Source organism: Sphingomonas sp. Leaf20 (genome assembly GCF_001421535.1).
Classification (GTDB): Bacteria; Pseudomonadota; Alphaproteobacteria; order Sphingomonadales; family Sphingomonadaceae; genus Sphingomonas.
Genome location: NZ_LMKN01000001.1, coordinates 1690001 through 1692502 on the forward strand (window position 1 = coordinate 1690001; position 2502 = coordinate 1692502).

Sequence of the window (2502 nt, forward strand, 5' to 3'; positions counted from 1 at the left end):
GCGAAAGCGAGTCTGAATAGGGCGCCATAGTTTGATGTATTAGACCCGAAACCCGGCGATCTAGGCATGACCAGGATGAAGGTGCAGTAACATGCACTGGAGGTCCGAACCGATTAACGTTGAAAAGTTACCGGATGAGTTGTGTTTAGGGGTGAAAGGCCAATCAAGCCGGGAAATAGCTGGTTCTCCGCGAAAACTATTGAGGTAGTGCCTCGCACGAACACCTTAGGGGGTAGAGCACTGGATGGGCTAGGGGGTCGCGAGATCTACCAAACCTAACCAAACTCCGAATACCTAAGAGTGATATGCGGGAGACAGACGGCGGGTGCTAAGGTCCGTCGTCAAAAGGGAAACAGCCCTGACCTACAGCTAAGGCCCCCAAATCGTATCTAAGTGGGAAAGCATGTGGGACTTCCAAAACAACCAGGAGGTTGGCTTAGAAGCAGCCATCCTTTAAAGAAAGCGTAACAGCTCACTGGTCTAAACAAGAGGTCCTGCGGCGAAGATGTAACGGGGCTCAAGATACGTGCCGAAGCTTAGGGTGTGCCACTTATGTGGTACGCGGTAGCGGAGCGTTCCGTAAGCCTGTGAAGCGATCTGGTAATGGGTCGTGGAGGTATCGGAAGTGCGAATGCAGACATGAGTAGCGATAAAGAGGGTGAGATGCCCTCTCGCCGAAAGACCAAGGGTTCCTGCGCAAGGCTAATCCGCGCAGGGTGAGCCGGCCCCTAAGACGAGCCCGAAGGGGGTAGTCGATGGGAACCACGTTAATATTCGTGGGCCTGGTGGTGTGTGACGGATCATGTGTGTTGTCTGCTCTTATCGGATTGAGCAGGCTTCGAAATGGTTCCAGGAAATAGCCCCACCGTATAGACCGTACCCGAAACCGACACAGGTGGTCAGGTAGAGTATACCAAGGCGCTTGAGAGAAGTGTCCTGAAGGAACTCGGCAAATTGCCTCCGTACCTTCGGAAGAAGGAGGCCCTCACTATGCGCAAGCACTTTGAGGGGGCACAGGCCAGGGGGTAGCGACTGTTTAGCAAAAACACAGGGCTCTGCTAAGTCGGCTTCAAGACGACGTATAGGGCCTGACGCCTGCCCGGTGCCTGAAGGTTAAGTGGAGGGGTGCAAGCTCTGAAATGAAGCCCAGGTAAACGGCGGCCGTAACTATAACGGTCCTAAGGTAGCGAAATTCCTTGTCGGGTAAGTTCCGACCTGCACGAATGGCGTAACGACTTCCCCACTGTCTCCAGGACATGCTCAGCGAAATTGAATTCTCCGTGAAGATGCGGAGTACCCGCGGTTAGACGGAAAGACCCCGTGCACCTTTACTGCAGCTTCAGAGTGGCATTAGGAAGAAACTGTGTAGCATAGGTGGGAGGCTTTGAAGCATCGGCGCCAGCTGATGTGGAGCCATAGGTGAAATACCACCCTGTTTGTTTCTGATGTCTAACCTCGTTCCGTAAGCCGGAACAGGGACCCTCTGTGGCGGGTAGTTTGACTGGGGCGGTCGCCTCCTAAAGAGTAACGGAGGCGCGCAATGGTGGGCTCAGGACGGTCGGAAACCGTCTGTTAGAGTGCAATGGCATAAGCCCGCCTGACTGCGAGACTGACAAGTCGAGCAGAGACGAAAGTCGGTCATAGTGATCCGGTGGTCCCTCGTGGAAGGGCCATCGCTCAACGGATAAAAGGTACGCCGGGGATAACAGGCTGATAACCCCCAAGAGCTCATATCGACGGGGTTGTTTGGCACCTCGATGTCGGCTCATCACATCCTGGGGCTGGAGCAGGTCCCAAGGGTTTGGCTGTTCGCCAATTAAAGTGGTACGTGAGCTGGGTTCAGAACGTCGCGAGACAGTTTGGTCCCTATCTGCCGTGGGCGTCGAAATTTGAGAGGAGTTGACCCTAGTACGAGAGGACCGGGTTGAACATACCTCTGGTGTACCAGTCGTTCCGCCAGGAGCGCAGCTGGGTAGCTATGTATGGACGGGATAACCGCTGAAAGCATCTAAGCGGGAAGCCTCCCTCGAGATAAGATTTCATAGAGCCGTCGGAGACCACGACGTTGATAGATCGGATGTAGAAGTGCGGTAACGCATGGAGCTAACCGATACTAATTGCTCTATTCGCGCTTGAGAGTCTCACACCATCAATGACAACACTGGGCAACCAGCTAGCCAACGATGCGTGCGGATGATTAAGACGACGCCAGATTGCCAATCCCCTCGCCGTCGAGGGATTGGTCCAACACATTACACCCAAGCACGGTATCGATTTTAAAACCCTCAAGCTTCGCCGCAAGGCGACGCTCGAGGGACCCAGATATTCACGCGCACGCATGTCGCACCGGCTCCATTGCCTGGTGGCTATAGCGTCGGTGTCCCACCCGATCCCATTCCGAACTCGGCCGTGAAACCCGACTGCGCCAATGGTACTATCGCTCAAGCGATGGAAGAGTAGGTCGTCGCCAGGCATTGAAGCCCGTGCAACATGCAAGCACAC

The 2502-nt window shown here is 54.6% G+C and carries 2 rRNA genes (1 of these 2 running past the window's edge); both read left to right on the forward strand.

Going from position 1 to position 2502, the window contains the following annotated elements:
• A 23S ribosomal RNA gene (locus tag ASE72_RS07780) occupies positions 1-2137 on the forward strand (it extends 661 nt beyond the left edge of the window).
• A gap of 221 nt (positions 2138-2358) precedes the next feature.
• Positions 2359-2473: ribosomal RNA gene (gene rrf, locus ASE72_RS07785) — 5S ribosomal RNA — on the forward strand.
• Positions 2474-2502: the final 29 nt, after the last annotated feature.